This is a genomic window from Ruegeria sp. CDSA089 (assembly GCF_059612205.1).
In genome coordinates, this window is sequence record NZ_JBXWQD010000005.1 from 264,898 (window position 1) to 283,270 (window position 18,373).

Genomic DNA, 18,373 nt, shown 5'->3' on the forward strand with positions numbered 1-18,373 from the left:
GAACGATCGAAAATTAAATTCGAAGGGCAGAGTATGAAAACCAGAATTACCGAGCTGTTCAGCATCCAACACCCTATCATGCAGGGGGGAATGCATTACGTGGGTTTTGCAGAACTGGCGGCTGCGGTCTCAAACGCGGGCGGGTTGGGGACGATCACGGCACTAACACAGAAGACACCCAAAGATCTGGCCAATGAGATCGCGCGCTGCAAGGACATGACCGACAAGCCTATCGCGGTCAACGTCACCTTTCTGCCAACGGTAAACGCGCCCGACTACCCGGCTATCATCAAAACAATCATCGATGGCGGGGTGCAGATTGTCGAAACGGCTGGACGCAATCCCGTGCAGGTGATGCCGTATCTCAAAGAGGCCGGGATCAAGGTCATCCACAAATGCACGTCGGTTCGCCATTCACTGAAAGCGCAAGAGATCGGCTGCGATGCGGTGTCGGTCGACGGGTTTGAATGCGGCGGTCATCCGGGCGAAGACGATATCCCGAACATGATCCTGCTGCCGCGCGCAGCGGATGAACTGGAAATCCCCTTTGTCGCATCGGGCGGGCAGGCGGATGGGCGCAGTCTTGTGGCTTCGCTTTCGATGGGGGCGGACGGGATCAATCTGGGTACGAGGTTCATCGCCACGAAAGAAGCTCCGGTGCATCAGAACGTCAAGGATGCCATCGTCGCGGCCTCGGAACTGGACACACGCCTTGTCATGCGCCCCTTGCGCAACACGGAACGCGTTCTGACCAACACAGCCGTCGAACGTGTTTTGGAAACGGAGCGTGCCAAGGGTACGGAGCTACAATTCGAGGACATCATGAATGAAGTGGCAGGTGTCTATCCGCGCGTCATGCAAGATGGTGAGATGGATGCAGGCGCGTGGTCCTGCGGGATGGTTGCGGGGTTAATCCATGACATCCCTACCTGTCAGGAGTTGATTGATCGGATCATGTCGGATGCCAACGAGATCATCACAGATCGTTTGGCCGCTTTTAGCCGGGATTGATCCGGGCGGAGTGCCATTCTTGCTACAAAGCGAGGGTGTCGCCAAACACTAAAGCAAAAGGAGAACCTACCAGATGAAACAAGCCGTTCTGGTTTCAACCGCCCGCACGGGTTTGGCCAAGTCCTTCCGGGGTGGGTTCAACAACACGTTTGGGGCCTCTTTGATGGGGCATTCGATCCAACATGCGGTTGACCGCGCCGGCGTAGATCCTGCCTTGATCGAAGATGCCTTCATCGGGTGCGGGTTTCCCGAAGGCACGACCGGCGCAAATATCGGCCGCCAGTCGGTGCTGCGCGCAGGGTTGCCCGTGACCGTGGGCGCGACGACCATCAACCGGTTCTGTTCCTCGGGCTTGCAGGCGATTGCCATGGCAGCGCATGCAGTGGTGCAGGACGGGGTGCCTGCCGCGATTGCGGGTGGGGTGGAATCCATCACGCTAAGGGATCAGACACCGGGGCCTTTTGACCGCGACCCGTGGCTGTTGGAACATAAGCCCGACGTTTATCTAACTATGATCGAAACCGCCGACATCGTAGCCGCGCGCTATGGGGTTACCCGTGAAGCGCAGGACGAACTGGCGTTGGAAAGCCAGAAACGCACCGCCGCGGCCCAAGCCGCCGGTAAGTTCGACGACGAGATCGTGCCGATGCAGGCGGTGCAACGGGTCAAAGACAAAGAAAACGGCGAAGTCTCAGAAAAAGCCGTGACCATTGATCGGGACGATTGCAATCGGCCGAACACGACGCTCGAAGGTCTGGCCGGGCTAGAGCCGGTGCGCGGTGCGGACCAATTCGTGACGGCGGGGAACGCGTCGCAACTGTCCGATGGGTCGTCAGCCTGTGTGGTGGTGGACTCGGATTTCGCGGCGCGAGAAGGGCTGGAGCCGTTGGGTGCGTTCATGGGGTTTGCCGTTGCCGGTTGTGAGCCAGATGAGATGGGAATTGGCCCGGTTTTTGCCGTGCCGCGCCTGCTGAAACGTCATGGATTGACGGTGGATGATATCGACTTGTGGGAGTTGAACGAGGCTTTCGCCTCGCAAGCGCTGTATTGCCGTCAGACGCTGGGGATTGATCCAGAGATTTGTAATGTGAATGGCGGCTCGATCTCGATCGGGCATCCGTTTGGGATGACCGGCGCGCGGATGGCGGGCCACCTGCTGATCGAGGGCCGACGCCGCGGGGCGAAATATGCCGTGGCGACCATGTGCATCGGTGGCGGCATGGGCGCGGCGGGCCTTTTTGAGGTATTCTGACGAGTTTGTGTTCTGCATAGCGGAACGCAGTGCCGATTATTGACGCTTTTCCGACGGATTGCTAGAACAGTCGCACCGCATCTGAGGAGAATGCGTTGCACCGAATTCACCACTTGATCGACGGCAAGGACCCGGCAACGCTGGCGATCATCGACCATGATGAAACGCGGCTCAGCTATGAGGAGTTGCGGGGCGCGGTAAGGGAGGCCGCCCGGATGTTACGGGCGCATGGCGTGCGTCCGGGCGACCGGGTTGTTGTACTGGCCGAGAACTGCGCCACTTATGCGGCAGTTGTTCTCGCGCTCAGTGACTTGGACGCGTGGATCGTCCCGCTGAATGCGCGCGCGACCGAACAAGAGGTCGACACGGTCATCGCCCATTCTGGCGCGCGTTGCGTGATTTGCACATCGGATGTGTCCGATGCTGCGCGGGCCCATGCGCAACGGCTGGGGGCCGTTTCGTCGGGGCAGCTGAGCTGCGGGTCTCTTGTGATTTCACCTTTGCGGGAAGAAACGCCCGAACCGGTCGAAGCCGGCGCGGGGCAGGTCGCAGCGATCCTCTATACTTCCGGCACCAGCGGCGCACCCAAAGGGGTGATGCTGACCCATGATAATTTGCTGTTCACGGCCAACGCCTCGAAACAACGTCGGCAGGCAACGGCGGCCGATCAGTCGCTGGTGGTTCTGCCGGGGACACATATTTTCGGGTTTTCCTCGATCATCCTGACCACGTTACTGGCGGGCGGCTGCCTGCGGTTTCAACCCCGGTTCGATCCGGCGCAGGTGATCGCTGGGATGCATAGCGGCGCAACGATGCTGTCGGGCGTGCCGCAGATGTTTGCGTTGATCCTCAAGCATTGCAAAGACAAAGGCATAGACCGCGTGGACAGCGGATTGCGCTATCTGTCTTCGGGGGGCTCGCCTCTGGACCCAAGCTGGAAGCGCCGGGTCGAGCGGATATTCGGTTGTCCGATCCATAACGGCTATGGTCTGACTGAGGGGTCTCCGGGCATTGCCACCACGCAGCCCGAGAACCCACCGCAGGACGACTCTGTGGGTCCTGCTTTGCCGGGGATCGATGTGCGGTTGGACAATCCCGGCGCGGACGGAGTCGGCGAGTTGCTGGCGCGCGGACGTAACATCATGAAGGGATATTACCGTAACCCGGAAGCAACCGCGCAGGCCTTTACCCCGGACGGGTTCCTGCGCACTGGTGATCTGGCGCGAATAGAGGAAGACGGGCGCATCTACATCGTAGGGCGCTGCAAAGAGGTCATCATCCATTCCGGCTTCAACGTTTACCCGCCCGAGATCGAAGCCGCGCTGAACGCCCATCCATCCGTCACGCAAGCCGCCGTTGTGGGCCGCGCGCGGGATGGGAATGAGGACGTGCTGGCCTTTGTGACCCTACGCGTTCCAGCGACCGTGGCCGAGTTGAAGGCTCATCTGGGGGAAACTCTGGTCCGCTACAAAATCCCCCATCACATTGTTGTCACCGACGCGTTGCCAGAAGCCGCGACGGGGAAAATTCTGAAACACAAGTTGGTTCGGGCCTTTGCGCCCGAACTGGCACAATTGGATCTAGAGGCCAAGAATGCTTGACGCTTACATATATGACGGGCTGCGCAGCCCTTTTGGCCGCCATGGCGGTGCGCTGGCCTCGGTTCGGCCCGACGATCTGGCCGCACAGGTGCTGGAGGCGCTGGTTCAGCGCAGTGCTTTTGATGCTGCTGAGATTGAGGATGTCATTCTGGGCAATGTCTGCCAGTCGGGCGAAGACAGCCGCAATGTCGCCCGCTACAGCGCTCTGCTGGCCGGTCTGCCGGTCGAGGTCGGGGGGCAAACCGTCAACCGCCTGTGTGGTTCGGGCATGTCGGCGGCGCTGGACGCGGCGCGGTCGGTCACGGTGGGCGAGGCGCCTTTGTATGTGGCGGGCGGTGTCGAAAGCATGACCCGCGCACCCTTCACAATAGCCAAATCTGAAACTCCCTATGCCCGTCAGACCCAAATCTACGACAGTGCCATTGGTGCGCGGTTTCCCAATCCGCGCATTGCCCAGATGCATGGCGAATATCCAATGCCCCAGACCGCCGACAATCTGGCGCAGGATTACCAGATCACCCGCGAAGCCTCGGATCAGTTTGGATACGCCTCTCAGGTCCGGTTCGAAACCGCCCGCGCGCGGGGGTTCTTTGATGCCGAGATCACTCCGATCACGATCAAAGGCCGTAAAGGCGCGACCCATGAGGTGACGCTGGACGAACATCCTCGCCCGGATGTACAGCTTGAGAAAATGGCATCGCTGCGCACGATCTTTCCCGAAGGTGTGACGACGGCGGCCAACGCCTCGGGCGTCAATGACGGCGCGGCGATGCTGATGATCGGCGCCAAGACCGACCGTGCCAAGCCACGCGCCCGTATCGTGGCCGGTGCTATCGCAGGCGTGCCGCCCCGGATCATGGGGATCGGGCCGGCGCTGGCCATCCCAAAGGCCTTGGACCGCGCGGGACTGAACATGAACGACATGGACCTGATCGAGATTAACGAGGCATTCGCCGCGCAGGTTCTGGCCTGCTGCAAACATCTGGACCTGGACCCCGCTGACAGCCGCATGAACCCGAACGGAGGCGCGATTGCGGTTGGGCATCCGCTGGGCGCGTCAGGCGCGCGGATCATCCTAACCGCCATGCGCCACCTTGAGGAAACCGGCGGGCGCTATGCCTGCCTGTCCATGTGCATCGGCGTAGGGCAGGGGATCGCGCTGATCCTCGAGCGCGTCTAACCTGGATGCCGGACGCGGAACGAGACCGCCGCTTCGCCGCGACCCTGGCCAAAGGGTTGCGGATCATGCAGGCGTTCAAGCCCGACGATGCGTCGCTGGGCAACCGCGAACTGGCCCGGCGCACAGGCATGCCGCCCTCGACCGTGGCGCGGATGACGTTCACGCTGGCCTCGATGGGGTTTCTGGAACAGTTGCACCCGTCCGAGGCGTACCGGCTTGGGCCCTCGGTCATGGCGCTGGGGTACACGGCGCGGGCGGGATTGTCCTTTTTGCCAATGGCCGAAAACATCATGCAGCAGTTGGCCGATGACACCGGCGTTCTGGTCGCCCTGACCATGCGCAACGGCGACGCGGTGATGCTGACGCGCTGCTGGCGACCGCGAAACGCGTCGTCACTATGGTTGAGTGAAGGGCATCGCATTCCGATGGAACAAAGCGCGGCGGGCCGGGCCATCCTGGCCGTAGAACCTGCGCAAGCGCGGGAAACAGATCAGGTGCGCACGGATCGCGAACAGTTGGAAAGCATGGGCTATGTGTCGTCTCTGGGCGGGTGGAACCGGGCCGTCAACGCCTGTGCAGTTCCCTTCAGCCCCGCCCCCGGTGCGCCGCCCTTTGCGTTTCTTTGCGGGGCCAACACGTCTGAGTTGGATCGCGAGAAACTGGAACAGATCGTGGGGCCGAAACTGCGCGACACGGTACAAACGCTGGGGCGCAGCCTAGGCATATGTGGTTGATAACAGGAGGTTTTTATGGCAGCGGTTGAAACAAAGCTCGAAGGTCAGGTTGCGCTGGTGAAAATCGACAACCCGCCAGTCAATGCGGCGGGGATTGATGTGCGCATCGGGTTGGTGAATGCGGTGCGCGAACTGGAGGAGGACGATCGCGTCAAGGTCATCGCGCTTTATGCGGCGGGCCGCACCTTTGTGGCGGGCGCCGACATTCGGGAATTCGGCCAACCTCCGAAACAGCCTATGCTGCCTGAAGTTTGCGAAATCCTTGAGGGCAGCGCCAAGCCCATTGTTTGCGTATTGCACGGCACGACTTTGGGCGGCGGTCTTGAAATCGCGCTGAGCTGTCAGGCACGGGTCGGGATCAAGGGTCTTAAGTTGGGTCTGCCCGAGGTCAATCTGGGTCTTCTGCCCGGTGCTGGCGGCACGCAACGCCTACCGCGGCTGGTCGAAGGGATGACCGCGCTGACCATGATCACCTCGGGAAAACCGATTTCCGCCGAAGCCGCGTTAGAGGCCGGGCTGTTGGATGATCTGCAGGATGGCGACCCGGCCGAGGTCGCTCTGGCCGCCGGTCGGCAGGTTTTGGACAGTGCGCTTACGCCCCGAGTAACGGCACATCTGGAAAACCGCATAACCACTAACGATCTGGACTCCTTCCGCGCAAAGACAAGGGGCGAGGTCGCGGAACGCGCCTTAAAAGCGGCCGAGGCCAGCAACTTACCGCTGTCTGATGGACTAAAAGAAGAGCGGCGTCTATTCACCGAGGCTATGGCGAGCAATGCCCATAAGGGCCTGAAACACGCCTTTTTTGCCGAACGGGCCGTTTCTCATATCCCCGAATCCAATGCCGAGGCGCGCGATTTGCAAACCGGTGGGGTAATCGGCGGCGGTACCATGGGGTCGGGCATTGCCACTGCGCTGATTCTGGCCGGGATGCCGGTCACTCTCATCGAGATGGAAGAGGACCGCGTGGCCTTCGCGCGCGATACGATCACCAAGAACCTCGAGGGTGCTGTGAAACGCGGCAAGCTGAACGCGGAACAGCGCGATGCGACGCTGGCGAAACTGACTTGCACCACCGATATGTCCGCGCTTGCCGACGCGGATGTGGTGATCGAAGCGGTATTTGAATCCATGGATGTCAAGCGTGAGGTCTTTGGCAAGCTGGATCATATTTGCAAGCAAGGGGCGATTTTGGCGACGAACACCTCGTACCTGGACGTGAACGAAATCGCTGGGGTTACTAGCCGACCGCAGGATGTGATCGGGCTACATTTCTTCTCACCCGCGCATGTTATGCGCCTTCTCGAGGTGGTGGTGGGCAAGGATACTGCGCCTGAAACTGTGGCGACCAGCTTTAAACTGGCCAAGAAACTGCGCAAGGTCGCGGTCCGGTCCGGGGTTTGCGACGGATTTATTGGCAACCGCATTCTCGCGCATTACCGCAAGTCGACGGCCTATATGCAGTTGGACGGCGCGCCATTTGAACAGATCGACGCGGCACTCGAAGATTTTGGTTTTGCCATGGGGCCGTTCGCCGTGTCCGATCTGGCGGGGCAGGACATCGGATGGGCCACGCGCAAACGTCAGGCCGCGTTCCGTCCGGACGAAGAGCGCTATGTCGAGATTGCCGACCGAGTGTGTGAACAGGGTTGGTTCGGGCGCAAAAGCGGCAAGGGTTTCTATATCTACGACGGCAAAAATCGCAGCGTGAACCCGACCGTGGCGGAATTCGCACAGGCCGAGCGGGAGGCTAAGGGTATCACTGCTCGCAGTTTTACCGATGCCGAAATTGTGGATCGTTATATGGCCGCGATGGTGTCCGAGGCCGCGCGGGTGGTCGAAGACAAGATCGCCCTGCGCCCGATCGACGTGGATGCGGTCTTTCTGTTTGGCTACGGTTTCCCGCGCCACTGGGGCGGTCCGCTGCAATATGCTGACATCACCGGGCTGGCTGTCATCGTGCAGCGGATCGAACAATATGCGCAGGAAGACCCCTATTATTGGCAGGTGCCCGCCCTGCTGCGCGAACTGGTCGAGGCGGGCAAAACCTTCAACGACCTCAACAAAGAGGGCTGAGCATGGACCTGAGTTTCACCCCCGAAGAAGAGGCTTTTCGCGCTGAAGTCCGCGCCTTTCTGTCGGAAAACCTGAGCCCGGAGCTGGTCCGAAAAGGCCGTAACTCGGAAAGTCTGACCAAAGAGGAAATGGAAGGTTGGCATGCCCGGCTGAATGCGCGGGGCTGGCTTGCTGTGACCTGGCCCACCGAATATGGCGGCCCCGGCTGGGGCGCGGTTGAGCGGCATATTTTTGACGAAGAATGCGCCCTCGCCAACGCCCCGCGCATCGTGCCCTTTGGCCTCAACATGCTGGGGCCGGTGCTGATCAAATTCGGCACCAATAAGCAAAGGGCTGAGATTCTGCCACGTATTCTGGATGGCTCAGACTGGTGGTGTCAGGGCTATTCAGAGCCGGGCGCTGGATCGGATCTGGCCAGCCTGAAAACTCGCGCGGTGCGTGACGGGGGTGACTACGTCATCAACGGTCAAAAAACCTGGACCACGCTGGGTCAACACGCCAACAAGATCTTCTGCCTTGTGCGCACGTCGACCGAGGGCAAGCCGCAGGAAGGCATCAGCTTTGTTTTGGTCGATATGGACGCCCCCGGCGTTGAGCTGCGCCCGATCAAACTGTTGGAAGGCGGGCATGAGGTGAACGAGGTCTTTTTCACCGACGTTCGGGTGCCGGTGGAAAATCTGGTCGGTGAAGAGAACAAAGGTTGGACCATCGCCAAATATCTGCTGACGCATGAGCGGACCAATATCGCGGGTGTCGGGTTCTCGACCCGCGATCTGGAAAAGCTCAAGGACTTGTCGCAGATGCTGGTGCGCGCGGGCAGGCCCTTGGCGCAGGATCCGTTGTTCGCCGCCGAAATGGCCGAGGTCGAGATTGATCTGGAGGCGTTGCGCGTGACGAACCTGCGGATGTTGTCCGCGGCCAAGGAAGGCGCGGCCTCGGGTACGCAAAGTTCGATGCTGAAGATCAAAGGCACGGTGATCCGGCAGCGGGTACTCAGCTTGACGCGCACTGCCCTGGGGGCAGCCGCCGCGCCGTTCCCCGTTGAAGACCTGCCCGAAAACGCGGTGACGGTGCCGGAAGACGCACGGCGTGCAGCGGCGAGTTACTTCAACAACCGGAAACTGTCGATCTTCGGTGGATCGAACGAAATTCAGCGCAACATCATTGCCAAAGACCTGTTTGGAGGCTGACCTATGGATTTCAACTTAACCGAAGACAGGCAGATGTTGTCGGACACGGTGAGGCGCTATCTGGCGGATCAGTATGATTTCGACACCCGCTACGGCGTGCTGGACGCTGCGCCGTTCCATTCCCCGGCCAAATGGGCTGAACTCTCCGAATTGGGCCTGATCGGCGCTTTTGTCCCTGAACAGCAAGGCGGCTTTGGCGGCACCGGTTTCGACATCACAACCATATTTGAGGAGCTGGGCCGTGGTCTGTGCCCCGAGCCGATGCTGGCCGCGTTGATGTCGGCTCGCGCCGCCGCCGATTGTGGTGCTACAGCCTTGGTTGAAGAGTTGGTCACAGGTGGAAAGCGGATTGCTTTGGCTGTGTTTGAACCGAATGCGGACAGTCTGGCGTTGATCCGCACCAGCGCAGACAAATCCGGCGATCACTGGGTGCTGAATGGTCGTAAATCGGTGGTCTATGGATTGCCTGGGACAGATGGCGTGCTGGTCTCAGCACGCCTTGATGAGGGGCTTGGCCTGTTTCTGGTCGAAAATCCTGAAACCGTCGACTATGCGATGATTGACGGCGGTGGAGCAGGGGAGTTGATCCTCGACAGCGCAACCGCCATTTGCCTGAGTGAGAATGCCGTTGACATCATCGAATCCGTCCTGAACGCAGGTCGGTTGGCGTTATGTGCCGAGGCTGTGGGCGTGATGGAGGTGTTGGTCAACATGACGGTCGATTACCTCAAGCAACGCACGCAGTTCGGGCGCCCGATTGCCAGTTTTCAGGCGTTGCAGCATCGTACGGTCGATATGGCCATCGAAATGGAGCAATGCCGCTCGATCACTATTCTGGCAGCAAGCAAACTGGGCTCCGACGCCGAGGCGAAGTATATCGCAATGGCCAAGAACCTGATCGGACGCGCAGGCACGATGATTGCAGAAGAATGCATTCAGCTTCACGGAGGGATCGGAATGACCTGGGAATATCCCGGCTCGCACTACGCCAAACGATTGATGATGATCGACCACCAATTGGGCGATCACTATGCGCAATTGCACCGTGTCATGGAGAGCTGATCCATGAGCGAGGCTGTTTTGTTCGAAGCTCGCGATGCGGTGCTGATCATCACCATCAATGAACCGGCACGGCGCAATGTTTTGTCGCGTCTGGTCTATGAACCGATTGAGGCAGCGCTGCGCGACGCTACCGCAGCTGAATCCGGCGTCCGCGCCGTGGTGATTACGGGTGCGGGTGGGTTTTTTTCTGCCGGGGGCGACTTGCGGATGCTCAAGTCCCGTCGCGAAATGACGCTGCCGGAGCGTGAGGCACAGATTGAATACCTGCACCGCATGATCCGGGCCATCCGTGCGTGCCATGTCCCGGTGATTGCGGCTGTGGAAGGGGGGGCTGCAGGGGCGGGTGCTTCATTGGCATTTGCCTGCGACATGATCGTTGCTGCGGAAGATGCAAAGTTCACGCTGGCCTATGTCAAAGCGGGGCTAGTGCCTGATGGGGGTGGTTCGGGATTCCTGACCATGAACTTGCCACGTCAACTTGCAACCGAGATGTGCCTGACCGGCAGGCCTGTTCTTGCCCCGCGCATGTATGACGTAGGCGTCGTGAACCGGGTGGTTGTACCCGGTTCGGCGTTGAAACAGGCATTGGAGCTAGCACAAGATCTGGTCGCTGGCCCGCCAGAGGCGCAGGCGGCGATCAAGGCGCTGCTCTCTGCCCCCGATACGGCCGAGTTTGAGGCACATCTGCTACGCGAACGCCGAGAGATGGGCCTTGCTCTGGGTCGGGACGAAGCGCTGGAAGGCATCCGCGCGTTTGAGGAAAAGCGTAAGCCGGACTTCACGAACTGAACCAATAGAAAATGACGGCAGAGACCGACAGAACGGTCAAACGAAAACGGGCGGGAGAATTCCCCGCCCGTTTTTTTGTCTACCCGTAGACGATATTGGGTAACCACGTCACAACCCACGGGAACATCATACAGATGACCAATCCGACAATCTGCAGGAACAGGAAAGGCAGCGCCGCCTTGAAGATATCCGTCATCGGAATCGACGGTGGGGCCACGCCGCGCAGATAGAACAGCGCATACCCGAAGGGCGGTGACAGGAAGCTCATCTGCATGTTTACCAGATAGAGCACGCCAAACCACAGCACGAGATCGTTAGGGTCATCAAAGCCAAAGGCCGCAGCCCCCAGCGCCTTGATGATCGGCACAAAGATCGGAACGCACAGCAACAGGATGCCGACCCAGTCCAGGAACATCCCCAGCACCACCAGCAGGATTTGCATGACGATCAGGATACCCCAGGGCCCCAGACCCGCGCCTTGCATCGTCTCTTGAACGAATTGCTGACCGCCTTCCAGAACGTAAAGTCCTACAAAGATCGTTGCACCGAACATGATCCAGATCACCATAGCCGAGGCTTTCAGAGTGGTCAGACATGCCTCGCGCACGGTGGGCCAGTCCAGCTTGTTGTGGATCGCTGCCACGATGAATGCGCCAAAGGTCCCAATACCAGCTGCCTCAACCGGGGTTGCAACGCCCGAGAAGATCACGCCCAGAACAATCACGATCAGCGCAATCGGAGCGGACATTTTGCCCAGCAGGCGCATTTTTTCTCGGTTCGAGATGCGCTCGTCAACCGGGATTGGCGGGCCAAGCACCGGATTGATATAGGACCGCACCACCACATAGATGATGTACATACCCGACAGCATCAGGCCGGGAATGACCGCGCCGATGAAAAGCTCCCCAACCGATTGTTCGGCAACAACCGCGTAGATGATGGCCAGAATGGAAGGTGGGATCAGGATGCCCAATGTCCCCCCGGCCATGATCGAACCCATAGCGATCTTGGTGTCATAGCCGCGTTTCAACATGGCGGGCAGGGCAATGATCCCCATTGTCACCACAGCTGCGCCGATCACACCGACCATAGCCGCCAGAACGGTCGACGCAATAATCGTCGCCGCAGCAAGGCCGCCTTTCAGACCGCCAAGCACCTTGTAGATCACATCGAACATATCGTTGATGATCCCGGCCCGTTCCAGCATTGAAGCCATGAAGATGAACAAGGGAATGGCGGATAGCTGATAGTTCGTCATCAGCGGGAAAATCCGGCTGGGTACGATATTCAGCGCACGCGCATCCCCCAGAACGAACAGAAACACACAGGCCAGGCCTCCGGTCACAAAGGCCAGCGGGAGGCCTGCCATTAGCAAAACCAGCAGCGAGCCGAACATTACGAGCGTCAACAGCTCGATGGACATATCAAGACCCATCGGTCAGTACCCCCGTGCAATCGTTCGGATGTCTTTGGATAGTTTCGACACCCCTTGCAAAATCAACAGAACCGCGCCCACGACCATCATCCATTTCATTGGCCAAAGCGGGATTTCCCATTCGTTAAAGCTGATTTCGCCCCAGCGGATGTTCGGATCGGTCCAGTCGCCGAAGGTCAGTGCGCCGAACATCTGGAAGAAGCTCATCTCGCCCCGCGCCCAGTCTGAGACGACGGAGTTACCGGTCGGAACGGCAATCGCGTCCATCGCGAAGATGTAGGATGTCACCAGGAGGGTTCCGGCGAAGATGAAGAAGAAAATCGAAGTGAACAGGTCCGCCCACGCGCGCTTCGGCTTGGTCAGCGGTGCATAGAAGATGTCCACACGCACATGGCTTTCGGTCAGCATCGCATAGGACCCAGCGATCAGGTACTGCATCCCGAACATCAGATACATGGATTCATGCGCCCAGTTGGTAGGGGCGTTGAACACGTAGCGGACGATCACCTCGTAGTAATAGACAAATACTGCAATCACGGCCCAATAGCTGACGAACTCACCTGCATAGAGAGACAGGCGGTCAATCCAGTTCCCGGCATAATCCTGATCAGCCTTACGGGCACCGGGGTCCATTTCCGCCGCGCGGGCTGCGGTTTCTTCGTCGATCTCCATCTCGGGCTCATGTGGATCCGCAGCCGCCTTGACGCGCGCACTGGCCACAAGGCGCGGCAGCATCAGCGCATCAATCGCCAAGAAGGCGAGGATCGTGAAGAACGCATAGCGCGCTACCGAGCTCCAGAAGGCACGATCAGCACCGGCAATTTCGGCCAGCGGTTGCGCCTCAGCCAGCGCTGCCTCGGATTCCGCAAGCCGTTCGCGCCCGGTCTCAATAGCTTTTTCCGCCCGATCCAAAGCGCGTTCTGCCCGGCGTTTTTGCAGCGCAGTGCCATTTTGCGCGGCCTCAGCGGCGGCGCGCAGATCTTCCAGCCCTTCTTCGGCAGTGGCGACCCGTTCGGTTTCGCGCGTGATCGTGCGTTCGGCCTGACGGACGATATTGACCGCGTTCGAGAATTCGTTGCGGGCCGTACGCTCTTCGCCATTGGCGAACAGGATCAGCAGGAAGACCGGTAGATAGACCAACCCCAGCAGGCTGCGCAGGTAGAAGCGGTGCAGACCCAGCATTCCCCCAGTGACAAGGATCAGATAGCCCAGCGGCAACCCATAGGTGCGCTGTTCAGGTTGGGCTTTGCGCGCCAGCACCATGGCCAGGGCCGGGAAAGCGATTAGCCCGACCCAGTATAGCCAGTGCGGCAGCGTGAAATCGACGCTCGGCATAGTACGTTCCGAATTCCAAAGAAAAGGCACGTCCGCGCGAAATTCGCGCGGACTTTTGATTAGGCTTCAGCGGATTACAGGTCCAGTGTATAGCCTTCGATCATTTCAGGCGTCACATAGCCCAAGGAACCCGACATCATGTAGTCAAGTTGGATCTTGAAGACACGCGCCGCGTCTTTGTCGCGGTTGGCATATTTGAACCAGATTGGCACGGCGACTTCGGTCATCAGCTCGACATCGTCCTGAGACAAGCGTGTGATTTCGGTGCCTTCTGCTTCGAACTTTTTCCAGGCTTCCTGATCGGCGGCCTGAATGGCGGCGTGATGCAGATCGGAATAGACGTGAGTTTCCATTTCCACGAATTCCTGCATCTGCGGGCTCAGTTTGTCCCATGCGGCCTTGCCCACGGTGATGTCCATGATGTCGACCGGCTGATAGACCGACATGAAGCCCGGAGGACCCATCACAATATAGTCCGTCACCTGACTGAAGCCCAAGGCGTGGTTCACGGCCGGACCCACAAAGTCTGCCACGTCGATAGTGCCTTTTTCCAGCGCCGGGAAGATTTCCGAGCCCGGCAGAACGGTTGTTTCAGCGCCCAACTCCGAGAATACCTCGGCCACCATACCGCCCGGCAGGCGCATTTTACGGCCCGCGAAGTCGTCAACCGACCGGATTGGAACTTTCGAGTGGATGATGTTCGGCCCGTGATGCACCGGTCCGACAAAGTGCAGACCCTGACGGCCTAGCAGCTCGCGCGCGATATCGATCCCGCCCAGGCCATAGTAGAACGTGTCGTATTCATGCGGTTGGCGCAGACCCAGCGGGTACGAGCTGAGGAACACTGCGGCGGGAATGATGCCCTGATAGTAGATGGTGAACGGGTTGATGGCATCAAGCACGCCATTTTTCACCGCATCTGCCAATTGGAAATCCCCAACCACGTCATTGGCACCAAAGGCCTGGAAGGCCAGCTCACCGCCGGTTTTTTCTTCGATCGTGGCGCACCAGTCCTTAAAGGTCTGCAACCCGATTCCGCCGGGCCAGGATGTCTGGATCTTCCAAGTGGTGGTCTCACCTGCTGCGGTGGCGATATGCGGTGCAGCCAAAGTTGCCGCCCCGGCACCGGCAAGGGTGCGAAACGCGCTGCGGCGTGTAATCAGTTTATTGGTCATTTGATCCTCCCATAGATCATCACCATGCTTTCGCAGAAAACATGCTGATAGCTAGAGAGCATAGAGGAGACTTTAGGAATTGGTAATATTTTTTTTCCAATTTAGAAATCTCTCACCGTTCCGTGATTGCTCCAACGAAAAAATACTGGCTGACTATTGGCTGGGGACGGTTAGTTTGTGCCAGTCGAGGTTGAATTTCTGCAGGTATTTCCGCAGCCTATCCGCATCGTTCTGCGTGCTGCGCTTTTCCCGTGAGACCGAAAACAACGCCCGACCCGCCGCGCTGAGATTGGGCGTGCGTTGACATGTTCGGATGACATTCGCCAATTGCACCAGGTCGAAAGGATCAATGTCACGCGTGGCTGATCCCAAAATACCGCGCACCAGCGTCTGGTCGCTGTCTGAGGTCGAGGATGCCCAATCTTGTAGCAGCGCGGCTGTCTCATCCTCGACCATTGTTCGGGTGATCCGGCCCCGCGGGGCCAGTGTGCAGAGGCGTTTCACCAATCCGCTGAAGTCGCGGAAATTGCCCGGCCAATGGGTCGATGGGTTGGTGGCGAACTGTATGAACTTCTCGCGCGCGTCGATGTTGAAGCCGACCTGAATGCCCAGGCTGCGCTCCGACCGTGCGAGTTCATAGTGAAGGTTGGCCTCGATATCCTCACGCCGGTCGCGCAGGGCGGGCAATCTGAAGTTCCACATGCTCAGGCGGGCAAGCAAGTCAGGGCGAAAACGTCCCTCGGCCGTCAACGCGCGCAGATCGTGGCTGGCACCTGCGATGACCTGAAACCGGCTGGACACCTCGTGATCCGATCCAAGTGGGTAAAACCGTCCGGTCTCGATCGCGCTGAGCAAGATGGATTGCTCGGACCAGCCTAATTCATCAACTTCGTCCAGAAACAGGACGCCGCCATCTGCTTCACGCAGCAGCCCGCCACGTTCGGTCCCGGCCTGCCCCAGATAGCTGCGTCGCTGGCCGAACAGGGTGGCCAGCGCATCGGGGCCGTTGAGCGTGGCACAATTGACATGGACTAGTCGTCCCTTGACCCTGCGCCGATCCAGTTTGAGGTTGTAAATCCGCTGAGCCAATTCCGTCTTGCCGGTCCCGGTCTCACCCAGCAGCAGGATCGGATCGTCGGAATTGCTCGCAACCAACTCAATCCGGTCGATCAAGGTGTTATATTGCGCGTTTCGTGTTTCGATCCCGCCTTTTAACTGATCGCTATATTCACGCGAAAGCTGGTCGAACCGTTGCTGAAGGGCATTGTATCGGCTCAGGTCCAAGTCAATGACATCGAATTTCGGGGTTGGATCCTCCGGGCCGGGCGGGCCGGTTTGGATCAGCCGCGCCGGGACATGGCGACTTTCTGTCAGTAGGAACCAGCAGATTTGCGCCACATGCGTCCCGGTGGTCAGGTGCACATGATACTGCTCGCGATCTTCGTCAAAGCCATAGGCGCGAGCAAAGTCAAACAGCTTGCCGTAGACCTCTTGGAAGTCCCAGGGGTCATTCAGGTCCATCTGTTGCAGCAAGACCTCGGTCTCGGGCGATATCTCGGCGATCTCATGTTTGACCTGATGGGCGAGCCGGTTGAACTTGCGGTCGTGCAACAATTCGAGCCGATGCACAGGAAAATGATCATGCGATGTCAGGCTGGGCGTCGGCTTCCAGCGCCGTTTTTTGCCCATATCCAGCTGCGTGCCAAGAAACCCGATGACCACATTCTTCACGATATATCCAATTCTATAATATAAGATACAAAAGTATAATATCGCGAGTTTACGCGTATCGCAAATCGCCGATTACTATATTATAAATAACAGCTTATACTATTTTCACTTTTTTCTCTGCGCTTTGGCTGGACCATGAGAAAACATCCTCAAGACAAAACGAGGATAGGAAAATGGCGAACAAATCCGTGTTTGCATCGTTGAAAGGCCGGTTGCTGCCGAAAGCAACTGCGAAGAACGCCCATGGCGCGCCGGCTTTTGCATATTCCGATGCCCATGCTCTGGCGCAGGTCGCCGTGACGGGAACGTTTGGCGGCATGTTCTATCAGTCGCCGCAGGAAGAACTGGAATACGTTCTGGATGTGGCTGAGGCCGTCGAGCCAAAGTACCTGGCGCAGGCTGCGATCTATGCCCGCCAGTCGGGGTACATGAAGGACATGCCTGCTGTCTTGTTGGCTGTTTTGGCCCGGCGTGATCCGGTCCTGTTTCGGGCGGCTTTCGCCCGTGTGGTCGATAACGGCAAGATGCTGCGCACGTTCGTGCAGGTTATCCGGTCGGGTCAAACGGGGCGTAAGTCTCTGGGGTCGGCACCGAAAGCGATGGTCCAGACCTGGTTGAACACCGCCTCTGACCGGGCGCTGCTGAATGCCAATATCGGGAATGACCCGTCTTTGGCGGACGTGATCAAGATGGTGCACCCGAAACCGGCCTCGGCCGAGCGGGAGGCGCTGTTTGCCTGGATCGTCGGGCGGCCGTGCAATCTGGCACGGCTGCCGCAGGCCCTGAGGGATTGGATCGCGTTTCGGGAAACCGGCAAGGGTCCGGTGCCGGACGTGCCGTTCCAGATGCTGACGCAACTGGAGCTGACGCAGGTCCAATGGGCGCGGATTGCGCGCAAGGGCTCGTGGCAGATGGTGCGGCAGAACCTGAATACATTCCAGCGTCACGGCGTTTTCGACGTGGCCCGCAACGTGGATCACGTAGCTGCTTTGCTGCGCGACCCAAAAGCCATCGCCAAGGCACGGGCCTTTCCGTACCAGTTAATGGTGGCTGCGCAAAACGTGGTGCCGGATATGCCACGCTCGATCGTGGACGCTCTGCACGACGCGATGGAGATCGCCGCGCAGAACGTGCCGCAGGTTGCGGGGCAGGTGGTTGTATGCCCGGACGTGTCGGGTTCGATGACGTGGTCCGTGACCGGGTATCGTCCGGGGGCAACCTCGGCCGTGCGGCACGTGGATGTGGCTGCGCTGGTAGCAGCGTCCTTCCAGCGGGTGAACCGCGGGTGTCAGGTGTTGCCGTTCGATTTCGATGTGCGTGATGTGCGTCTGGAACCGCGCGACACGATCCTGACCAATGCCGAGCGTCTGGCCGCACTGGCCGGTGGCGGGACGAACTGTTCCGCGCCACTGGCCTGGCTGAACAAGCGCGGCCGCGCACCGGATCTGGTGGTGTTCGTGTCTGACAACCAGTCGTGGGTGGATGCCCGGAATGGTGGTCAGGGCACAGCGATGTTGAAGGAGTGGGAGGTGATCAAGCGTCGCAATCCGCAGGCCAAGCTGGTCTGCATTGACATCGCCCCATACGGGACCACTCAGGCGCAGACGCGTGCCGATGTGTTGAATGTCGGCGGGTTCTCGGATGCGGTCTTTGACCAGATCGCGGCATTTGCCAGCGGTCAAACCGGCCCGGATCATTGGGTCGCTGAGATCGAAAAGATCGATGTATAAACAAGGCTCGGGCAGTGCGCTGCCCCGGCCATCAGAACAACATCAGGCAGAATGCCGGTGGGACTACATCGC

At 59.2% G+C, this 18,373-nt stretch carries 14 protein-coding genes; 10 read left to right on the forward strand and 4 right to left on the reverse strand.

The window, feature by feature from the left end; genetic code table 11:
* Window positions 1-33: 33 nt before the first annotated feature.
* From AC2FJ6_RS13975 to AC2FJ6_RS14015, 9 genes are all read left to right on the forward strand, one after another.
* Window positions 34-1,011 (forward strand): NAD(P)H-dependent flavin oxidoreductase, encoded by a 978-nt coding sequence (locus tag AC2FJ6_RS13975; protein ID WP_170773393.1) that lies wholly within the window; start codon window positions 34-36, stop codon window positions 1,009-1,011.
* A 73-nt stretch (window positions 1,012-1,084) separates the two neighbouring features.
* A complete protein-coding gene (locus AC2FJ6_RS13980; RefSeq protein ID WP_170773395.1) occupies window positions 1,085-2,263 on the forward strand; it encodes an acetyl-CoA C-acyltransferase in 1,179 nt (392 codons plus the stop codon).
* A 95-nt stretch (window positions 2,264-2,358) separates the two neighbouring features.
* Window positions 2,359-3,864, forward strand: coding sequence for a class I adenylate-forming enzyme family protein (locus tag AC2FJ6_RS13985; protein ID WP_496669355.1), 1,506 nt, complete (start codon window positions 2,359-2,361; stop codon window positions 3,862-3,864).
* A complete protein-coding gene (locus AC2FJ6_RS13990) occupies window positions 3,857-5,044 on the forward strand; it encodes an acetyl-CoA C-acyltransferase (protein WP_480876786.1) in 1,188 nt (395 codons plus the stop codon). The genes AC2FJ6_RS13985 and AC2FJ6_RS13990 overlap by 8 nt, the downstream gene beginning before the upstream one ends.
* Window positions 5,045-5,049: 5 nt before the next feature.
* Window positions 5,050-5,778, forward strand: a complete 729-nt coding sequence (locus AC2FJ6_RS13995) for an IclR family transcriptional regulator (RefSeq protein ID WP_170773399.1) — start codon at window positions 5,050-5,052, stop codon at window positions 5,776-5,778.
* Between the two features lie 15 nt (window positions 5,779-5,793).
* Window positions 5,794-7,854, forward strand: a complete 2,061-nt coding sequence (locus AC2FJ6_RS14000; RefSeq protein WP_496669358.1) for a 3-hydroxyacyl-CoA dehydrogenase NAD-binding domain-containing protein — start codon at window positions 5,794-5,796, stop codon at window positions 7,852-7,854.
* A 2-nt stretch (window positions 7,855-7,856) separates the two neighbouring features.
* Window positions 7,857-9,044: an acyl-CoA dehydrogenase family protein gene (locus tag AC2FJ6_RS14005; protein ID WP_170773403.1), complete on the forward strand. Its 1,188-nt coding sequence runs from the start codon at window positions 7,857-7,859 to the stop codon at window positions 9,042-9,044.
* A gap of 3 nt (window positions 9,045-9,047) precedes the next feature.
* Window positions 9,048-10,106: an acyl-CoA dehydrogenase family protein gene (locus AC2FJ6_RS14010; RefSeq protein WP_170773405.1), complete on the forward strand. Its 1,059-nt coding sequence runs from the start codon at window positions 9,048-9,050 to the stop codon at window positions 10,104-10,106.
* A gap of 3 nt (window positions 10,107-10,109) precedes the next feature.
* Complete coding sequence (locus tag AC2FJ6_RS14015) at window positions 10,110-10,895, forward strand: oxepin-CoA hydrolase, alternative type (RefSeq protein WP_170773407.1); 786 nt, start codon at window positions 10,110-10,112, stop codon at window positions 10,893-10,895.
* A 79-nt stretch (window positions 10,896-10,974) separates the two neighbouring features.
* On the opposite strand, the gene AC2FJ6_RS14020 is transcribed toward AC2FJ6_RS14015, so the two are convergent.
* The 4 genes from AC2FJ6_RS14020 to rtcR all read right to left on the reverse strand — a co-directional run bounded on the left by AC2FJ6_RS14020 (window position 10,975) and on the right by rtcR (window position 16,571).
* Window positions 10,975-12,318 carry a TRAP transporter large permease gene (locus tag AC2FJ6_RS14020; protein WP_237215859.1) on the reverse strand — a complete coding sequence of 448 codons (1,344 nt, stop codon included), beginning with the start codon at window positions 12,316-12,318 and terminating at the stop codon, window positions 10,975-10,977.
* A 15-nt stretch (window positions 12,319-12,333) separates the two neighbouring features.
* Window positions 12,334-13,665, reverse strand: a complete 1,332-nt coding sequence (locus AC2FJ6_RS14025) for a TRAP transporter small permease subunit (RefSeq protein WP_170773411.1) — start codon at window positions 13,663-13,665, stop codon at window positions 12,334-12,336.
* A 74-nt stretch (window positions 13,666-13,739) separates the two neighbouring features.
* Window positions 13,740-14,840, reverse strand: coding sequence for a TRAP transporter substrate-binding protein DctP (gene dctP, locus AC2FJ6_RS14030; protein ID WP_170773413.1), 1,101 nt, complete (start codon window positions 14,838-14,840; stop codon window positions 13,740-13,742).
* Window positions 14,841-14,993: 153 nt separating this feature from the next.
* Window positions 14,994-16,571 carry an RNA repair transcriptional activator RtcR gene (gene rtcR / locus AC2FJ6_RS14035; protein WP_170773416.1) on the reverse strand — a complete coding sequence of 526 codons (1,578 nt, stop codon included), beginning with the start codon at window positions 16,569-16,571 and terminating at the stop codon, window positions 14,994-14,996.
* 173 nt (window positions 16,572-16,744) lie between these two features.
* Between rtcR and AC2FJ6_RS14040 the strand changes: the two genes are divergently transcribed.
* Complete coding sequence (locus AC2FJ6_RS14040) at window positions 16,745-18,301, forward strand: vWA domain-containing protein (protein WP_170773418.1); 1,557 nt, start codon at window positions 16,745-16,747, stop codon at window positions 18,299-18,301.
* The last annotated feature ends 72 nt before the right edge of the window (window positions 18,302-18,373 follow it).

What these genes read in the sequence shown, in the direction of transcription:
- AC2FJ6_RS14010 (WP_170773405.1), top strand. Translation starts at nt 9,048, where the DNA reads ATGGATTTCAACTTAACCGAAGACAGGCAGATGTTGTCGGACACGGTG.
- AC2FJ6_RS13980 (WP_170773395.1), top strand. Translation starts at nt 1,085, where the DNA reads ATGAAACAAGCCGTTCTGGTTTCAACCGCCCGCACGGGTTTGGCCAAG.
- dctP (WP_170773413.1), bottom strand. Translation starts at nt 14,840, where the DNA reads ATGACCAATAAACTGATTACACGCCGCAGCGCGTTTCGCACCCTTGCC.
- AC2FJ6_RS14020 (WP_237215859.1), bottom strand. Translation starts at nt 12,318, where the DNA reads ATGTCCATCGAGCTGTTGACGCTCGTAATGTTCGGCTCGCTGCTGGTT.
- AC2FJ6_RS13975 (WP_170773393.1), top strand. Translation starts at nt 34, where the DNA reads ATGAAAACCAGAATTACCGAGCTGTTCAGCATCCAACACCCTATCATG.
- AC2FJ6_RS14000 (WP_496669358.1), top strand. Translation starts at nt 5,794, where the DNA reads ATGGCAGCGGTTGAAACAAAGCTCGAAGGTCAGGTTGCGCTGGTGAAA.
- AC2FJ6_RS14040 (WP_170773418.1), top strand. Translation starts at nt 16,745, where the DNA reads ATGGCGAACAAATCCGTGTTTGCATCGTTGAAAGGCCGGTTGCTGCCG.
- AC2FJ6_RS13995 (WP_170773399.1), top strand. Translation starts at nt 5,050, where the DNA reads ATGCCGGACGCGGAACGAGACCGCCGCTTCGCCGCGACCCTGGCCAAA.
- AC2FJ6_RS14005 (WP_170773403.1), top strand. Translation starts at nt 7,857, where the DNA reads ATGGACCTGAGTTTCACCCCCGAAGAAGAGGCTTTTCGCGCTGAAGTC.
- AC2FJ6_RS13990 (WP_480876786.1), top strand. Translation starts at nt 3,857, where the DNA reads ATGCTTGACGCTTACATATATGACGGGCTGCGCAGCCCTTTTGGCCGC.
- AC2FJ6_RS14025 (WP_170773411.1), bottom strand. Translation starts at nt 13,665, where the DNA reads ATGCCGAGCGTCGATTTCACGCTGCCGCACTGGCTATACTGGGTCGGG.
- AC2FJ6_RS14015 (WP_170773407.1), top strand. Translation starts at nt 10,110, where the DNA reads ATGAGCGAGGCTGTTTTGTTCGAAGCTCGCGATGCGGTGCTGATCATC.